The 6,893-nt window shown below is 44.9% G+C and carries 4 protein-coding genes and 1 pseudogene; all 5 read right to left on the bottom strand.

Annotation, left to right across the window (positions count from 1 at the left end):
• A pseudogene (locus tag VFDL14_RS16370) lies at positions 1–537 on the bottom strand (flagellin B); the annotation flags it as partial.
• Between the two features lie 623 nt (positions 538–1,160).
• The gene (locus tag VFDL14_RS16375; RefSeq protein ID WP_032550133.1) at positions 1,161–2,300 is read right to left on the bottom strand and encodes a flagellin; all 1,140 of its coding nucleotides are present in this window, start codon (positions 2,298–2,300) and stop codon (positions 1,161–1,163) included.
• A 399-nt stretch (positions 2,301–2,699) separates the two neighbouring features.
• Positions 2,700–3,893, bottom strand: a complete 1,194-nt coding sequence (gene flgL / locus VFDL14_RS16380) for a flagellar hook-associated protein FlgL (protein WP_032550132.1) — start codon at positions 3,891–3,893, stop codon at positions 2,700–2,702.
• Between the two features lie 12 nt (positions 3,894–3,905).
• Entirely contained in the window at positions 3,906–5,786 is a 1,881-nt protein-coding gene (flgK, locus tag VFDL14_RS16385; protein ID WP_032550131.1) for a flagellar hook-associated protein FlgK, read from the bottom strand.
• A gap of 187 nt (positions 5,787–5,973) precedes the next feature.
• Complete coding sequence (flgJ, locus tag VFDL14_RS16390; RefSeq protein ID WP_032550130.1) at positions 5,974–6,891, bottom strand: flagellar assembly peptidoglycan hydrolase FlgJ; 918 nt, start codon at positions 6,889–6,891, stop codon at positions 5,974–5,976.
• Positions 6,892–6,893: the final 2 nt, after the last annotated feature.

The raw sequence follows: 6,893 nt of genomic DNA, 5'->3' as shown, positions 1-6,893 counted from the left end.
CTCAGTTTGGTAACTCTTACCACCCATTTGAGCGTTGTCTGAACGCATGTCTTTCAGCTCAAGCATTACAGCTTCACCGTTATCTGCACCGATTTGGAAAGACTTAGTGCCGTGTGTGCCGTTCAGAAGCTTGTTACCACCAAAAGAGGTAGTTTCTGCGATACGGTTAAGTTCGTCGTTCAGTGCTGTTACTTCTTCTTGAATCGCTACACGCTCAGACTTAGAGTTTGAACCGTTTGCAGATTGTAGAGAAAGGTCACGCATACGTTGCAGGATGTTTGTTGTCTCGTTCATTGCACCTTCAGCAGTTTGTGCAATCGAGATACCGTCGTTCGCGTTACGTACTGCTACGTCTAGACCACGGCTTTGTACATTCAAACGGTTAGAGATTTGTAGGCCCGCAGCGTCATCTTTTGCACTGTTGATTTTAGAGCCAGAAGCTAGACGCTCCATAGAAGTCTGTTGAGCGCTGTTTGCGTTGTTTAGGTAACGTTGCGCAGTCATCGCTGAAACGTTGGTATTTACATTCACTGCCATGGTGATTTCTCCAATTGATTTTCCGGTGTTGCGGTTTCCGACGTCTCGGAAAACCAAGTAGTTCTCTCAAAGTTACTTTTAATAACGGCGCGAATTTGTATAGCTTTAGAAAAAACTTCAAAAAAAACCAAATAATTTAATAAATTCAATAAAAACAAACAGATAAACAAGTTTTTTTATTCTACAAAGATCTAAAGTTCACGTTTGAAAATTAGAAGAGTTCAACTATTGGGCACTTCAACGGTGGATTTTGGGCAAATTTAAGAAAAGAGACGTTTAATGAACGTGCAATTTTTAACCAGAGAAAATTTTGGCAGGGTCAGGATTCAGAAAGAAAATGAGTGGAGTATGTTAAAAACCGGAAAAGCTAAATGGGGAAAAACAGGAACGCTAGAAAGGAAAAAGCCCCTTTTCCTTTGAGAGAACTGGGGCTAGGTGGTGGCCAGAGCCTGTGTGGAGATCATCGAGAAATGAACACATTCTGACTTACCGTTGCATCCTTACCGTAAAAATGTAAAGCAGGTGAGAGATGAGAGAGCTAAACACTCAATAGTAAGTATGCTTGCCAGTTTTCCTTGCTGTATGGCCCACGTCTGGACACGAACAGCAAGGTCAACCAATAACTATTGCAATAGTGACATTGCAGAGTTAGGCAACTGTTTTGCTTGAGCAAGTATTGAAGTACCTGCTTGTTGCAGAATTTGAGATTTCGTCATTTGCGTTGTCTCTTTCGCAAAATCGGTATCTTTGATGCGACTGTTAGACGCATCTACGTTTTCTTGTACGTTCGCCAAGTTGTTAATACTGTGGCTTAGACGGTTTTGCTTCGCACCCAGATCAGAACGCTGTGAATCAACGTAAGTCAGAGCTGAATCGATGATGCTGATTGCATTCTGTGAGCCTGCAACCGTCATTAGGTCGATGTCTTGTACCGTCGTTTGACGACCTTCACTCTTAAGGCCTAATTCAGAAGCCAAACCACCAGAGATAGACATAGAACCTTGTTGTAGATCCGGTTCAGCAACAAACACTTGTAGACGACCGTCATCGGTTACCGATGCGTTGATCAAGTCAGACTGACCATTGATGTACGTCGCTAGCTCTTCGATGTCATCACCTGATTTGGTCATCAGCTCAAGCTTCACTTCTTCACCAGACTTGGTCACGAATTCAAGCTTCAGGTCACGAGCATCTGCTGGTACTTCCCAGTTCTTGTCTTTGCCGTTCTCTGAATCAAACGTCGTACCACCCATGCGGAAGTCATCAGCACGGATGCTGGTCAACGCCATGATCATCGCTTCACCAGAGTTAGAACCGATCTGGAAAGAGGCCTCACCGAACGAACCGTTCAGTAGTCGACGACCACCAAATGAAGTGGTTTCAGCAATACGGTTAAGCTCATCTTGAAGAGCCATAGACTCTTCATTCAGTGCTGTACGTTCAGCAGCCGTGTTAGTACCGTTTGAAGATTGGATTGCCAAGTCACGCATACGTTGTAGAACGTTAGTAGACTCATTCATTGCACCTTCAGCCGTTTGAGCAATTGAGATACCGTCATTAGCATTTCGCATTGCCACATCAAGACCGCGCGACTGTGCCGTTAGACGGTTAGAGATCTGCAGACCTGCCGCATCATCTTTTGCGCTGTTGATCTTATGGCCTGATGACAAACGCTCCATTGAAGTTGCGAGGTCATTAGACGCTTTATTCAAATAACGCTGCGCTGTCATTGCGGAAACGTTAGTACTTACATTAACTGCCATTTTGCTCTCCTTATGAGTTCGCAAGCTTTCTGCGAAGCGGCCAGCTTTACTCTCATATGGATAAGCACTGACCGTATATTACTTGCTAAACCCTAAGTTAGGGTTTAAGACCTGTATAAATCATTTATGACTTACATAGATACAAGTTGTGTGCCAATTTTTAAATTGACGAAAAATAAATTTATCTCATTCAAAAACAATCACTTAAAAACAACCTGTTCACCTACTCAACCTATAGATTATTGTTATGTAATCCCTCTAACCTGTGTGTTGCCGCTTTTTGCCGCTTACATTGCTTACATTTCAAAACGAGTAAGAAAGCGGCAACTTTTAGAACCCTCTCGCACTTACGGCATTGCACATAAGGCATAAAGCAGGGCTCAATTCATACGACTGAAGTTAGATGTAATTAAATAGGGTTAAATCTTTCGTTTTACCAAAGGCTTGTTGAGAAGCCTGAAGTGCACGAGAGTTCTCATTGAACTCAATGATCGCCTTTGAATAGTCCAAATCTTCAAAGTTACTTTTGGCTTTCGCCAGTGACAACTTGAAGTCCTCATGTTGCTGCTCTTGAATATCCAGAGTGTTCAAACGCGCACCAACATCTGTGCGAGCCTTAGTTAAATGGATAAAAGCAGCGTGAAACTCTTCTGTTGCCTGATGCAGCTGCGCAGTCGCAGATGAGTCAGAAACTGACGACTCTGCTAATGCTGCAGCATCACGAAAGGTATCAAATATCGAAAAGCTCTCTCTTGGCTCTAGCACAATCGAATCACCCTTAGTGATTTGACCGCGCAACTCAATGTGTAGGCCTTCGTATTTAATCCCTTCGGTTGGATCAAAATCTTTTGCCGCGACAACACTGCCATCTTTCTCTAGTTGATAGGCGTACTTACCGTTCTGCATATCAACAAAAGTGACTTTGTAGGTCGCAGGATCCTGAAACTCACTATTTGTCGCACGCTCTAGAAGCAGTTCAGATGCTGACTGCAGCTCATACGTAGGTTTGTAGTCACCAAATGGATTGTCGATCTCCATGAACAGCTTGCTGCCCGGATCGTTCATTGGCATTTCAAAACTACTGGCCACGCGCATCTTGCGTTGATAATCATCACCGCCGTAAATCACGTTCCCTTCATTGTCACGAAAGAAAGGCTGATTCTTCAGCTTAGTTCCAGCAAAGGTGTAGTTACCCGACTCATCTTGCGAGTTCGCCATGTATAGGAAGTTATTGGCAATCTCTTGCAGCTCACGCTGTTTTGCCAAGCGATCTTCTGGAGACAACGCACCGTTGATCATCTCCATCACTGTACGTTTCGCTTCATCAGCAAAGCCTTCAGAGTTAGAGATCAGCACTTCGTGGTGCTCCAAGCGGTTTCTCACCAAAGTAATAGCATCTACATACTGCTTAAGCTGTTCAGACTGCTGCCCAATATTCTGTAAGTAGTGAGTCGCTAGTGGATCATCACTAGGCGACTGCAATTTTTTACCCGACGCTAATTGCGCTTGGTTATGATGCACCTTGTTCTCTTGGCGACGCAGATCATTCTGAACCGACTGGTAATTATGGAAACTGGAGATACGAGTTAACATGGTTTCCTCCTATTACCTTAGGGCTAAGATGGTATCGAAGGTTTCATTTGCCGCCTGCATAATGCGCGACGATGCCATGTAGGCTTGCTGAAACTTCATCATGTTTGCCGCTTCTTCATCGAGATTCACCCCAGATATAGAAGCAATTCGTTCTTGTGCTGACTGCTTTTCTAACGTCGCAATCTCACTAAGACGATTCGCAGTCGACGCCTTCAAACCTGTATTGGTATTCAGGTTGTGATAGGTATCAAGCAGAGTCGACTCACCTTCATCCAACGACTTGTTGGTCTGAATGTCCTGCATTTTCCGCAGGTTGCCGTTATCACCTTCTGAGGGAACAAGGTTAGCGGTAAACTTATCGTTGGCGATGGCACCAGGTGTCAGTTCAAAAGTCGTCCCCATTACGGTCACTGGACCAGATGGTGGATACGGCTGTGGCTGCATCAACACATTGCCTTTGGTGTCCGTCACCGCAAATTGTTCACCACGTGGCGAGACAATCACCTCAAATTCACGCAGCTGTCCTGCGGCAAGGATCTTAAATTCCGCATCACCTTGGGCAAAGGTTGTCGAGGCTTCATAGCTCTGTGCCGCAATATCTTTAGGATCATTGCTTTCGATTTGCATCTGGGCGGCAAAACTGCGCGTTGGTCGCAGTAGAACCTTTTCACCTAATTCAGGTGGATTGCGGATCTCAACACGCATACCATCTAGGTAGAAAGCACTGCCACTCGAGTCAGTGGTAACTTTAACGGTTTCACCGCTCGGCTTAGTGACCACATAGTCACTGCCGTCGTACTTTAATCCGTACTCTCCGCCTTTAAGCGCATTGGTGTTATCAATGAACACCGCCACATCGGCTTGCGAATTGCCGCTCGTCACTACGCGCGATTTCGCCACCAGCTCTGAGTTCACATCAGTAAATAAATTGCGGCCAACGTTACCGTTAAGGTCTAGACCTTGGCTTTGAAGTTCATTGACATGATAAGAGAGCGCTGTAGCCATGCGGCCTAACTCGTCCATCACCTCTGGAATGTGTTCGTCACGCATATCCAACATCGAACCAATTTTGCCGTCGATATCCGCGCTGGTGATCGGCTTTATCGCCTTGCCTTCAACAATCGCCAAGCGTCGTTGGTGGGCATCAGGCAAACCATCAACCAACTTCAACTGGCTCGCCTCACTACCGGAAACTAAGGTATGACCGTTACCAATATGAACGTTGAAGCCCTCAGCATTCGAGCGTGGTGTAACCGTTACTTTGGTGTATCCAGACAACTCATTGATCAGCTTTTCATGCTGGTCGCGCAGGTCATTATGTGGACCTGGAGTACGCATCATCAGACGCTGAACATCACGAATCTCGATCGCGAGTTGGTTAACACGCTCGATACCCATGTCCAATTTTTTGTTGGCAACATCTGACTGTTGACGAATCGTTTCATGGAATTCATTAAGGGTCTGAGAAATGATCCCCGCCTTCTCGAGTACTACTTTACGAGCACCGATATCATTCGGTGTATCAGACAGGGTTTTGATCGAGTCGAACCACTCGTTCATGTTCTCTGGAATTTTTTTAGAAGCTGTAGACGACAACATACCCGAGAGCATGTCGATGTTACTTTGGGTGTCATTCTTATTAGCGGCATTAGTTGTCGACAGGTTTAACTCATTAACGGCAAACTGATCCCAAGAGCGGCGAACATTTTCCACATGCACGCCCATGCCATAGGTTTGGCCACCGTATTGGCGAGGATCATTAACACCTTGAATTACAGATTGTCGGCTATAACCCTCTGTATTCGCGTTAGAAATGTTATGACCTGTGGTGTTTAACTGTCTTTGAGCAGTAAGCACACTTTGTGTACCTACATTCAACAGATCTGACGCCATAATGCCCCCAAAAAACCTAATAAAATCAGCAAAAACTGATTAACCTTACATCTAAAAAGCAATTTACGTGCCAAGCTAATTATCAAGAGCTAAAAGAAGAAAATCGGATGATAAAATGGGGAGTAATAGATAGGAAAAGAGAAACGCATAAAAGAAGAGCCCACCAATTGGCGAGCTCTTTGTGAATCTAGTTCATCTGGTCGATCTTAGCTTTAACTCTCAATACTTTGTCGGCGTAGTTAGGGTCAGTTGCGTATCCTGCGCTATGAATGCCTTTGATAAAGTTTTCTGAGCTGCCTTGATGTTGAAGCGCTGTTTGGTAACGTGGATTCTCGTTTAGGAATTTCACATAGTCGTTAAAGCTCTCTTCAAAGTTAGCGTATGAACGGAATGAAGCTTGCTCTTTGACCGCTGTTTTTCCGTGGAACTCTAGAGTTTGAGTCGCTACCTTATCACCTTTCCAACTACGGTCAGCCTTGATGTTGAATAGGTTATTACTGTTTCCCAAAGAGTTTTTCACCATCTTAGAGCCCCAACCTGTTTCTAGAGCGGCTTGAGCAAGAAGCAGTGAAGAGTCGACACCCAGAGCACGCGCTGCTTTTTCAGCATACGGACTCATTGAAGCAACGAAGGATTCTGGTGAGTCGAACGAAACAGGTTGTGCCGCTACGTTTGCCACACTCTCCGGACGTTCTGTTCTATCAACTTTCTTAGAGTACTTGGGACGCTCGAGCGCTGGGTCAAACCCTTCTTGGCGCACTTTCGATTCCTGTTGGTCTGTGCCTTGACCTGCACTAAGCTGAGCGACAATCATATCCGCCAAACCTAGCGAACCCGATGCACTTAACTCACTCGACATCTGATCATCAAGCATCTGACGATAAAATTGTTCATTCTGACTGTTGAGCATGTCTGACTTGAAGCTAGAGTTTGCATCACGCATTGACTTAAACAGCATAGAGGTAAAAATAGATTCAAACTGTTTTGCTGCTGCTTTAAGTGCTTCTTGCTCACTGCCCTCTTCACCATTGACCGCTTGTTGACGAAGTCGATCAAGACTGCCAATGTCGTGAATAAAACCGATGTCGTTGTTGTTTTTAATCATGA

This window comes from Vibrio fortis (assembly GCF_000695685.1).
Lineage (GTDB): Bacteria > Pseudomonadota > Gammaproteobacteria > Enterobacterales > Vibrionaceae > Vibrio > Vibrio fortis_A.
The sequence above is the reverse complement of the archived record's forward strand: the minus strand, read 5'-3'. Positions and strand labels throughout refer to the sequence as shown.

Bases quoted from the DNA above. Each gene is read 5' to 3' on its own strand.
- VFDL14_RS16375 (WP_032550133.1), bottom strand. From the start codon at position 2,300: ATGGCAGTTAATGTAAGTACTAACGTTTCCGCAATGACAGCGCAGCGT.
- flgL (WP_032550132.1), bottom strand. From the start codon at position 3,893: ATGTTAACTCGTATCTCCAGTTTCCATAATTACCAGTCGGTTCAGAAT.
- flgK (WP_032550131.1), bottom strand. From the start codon at position 5,786: ATGGCGTCAGATCTGTTGAATGTAGGTACACAAAGTGTGCTTACTGCT.
- flgJ (WP_032550130.1), bottom strand. From the start codon at position 6,891: ATGATTAAAAACAACAACGACATCGGTTTTATTCACGACATTGGCAGT.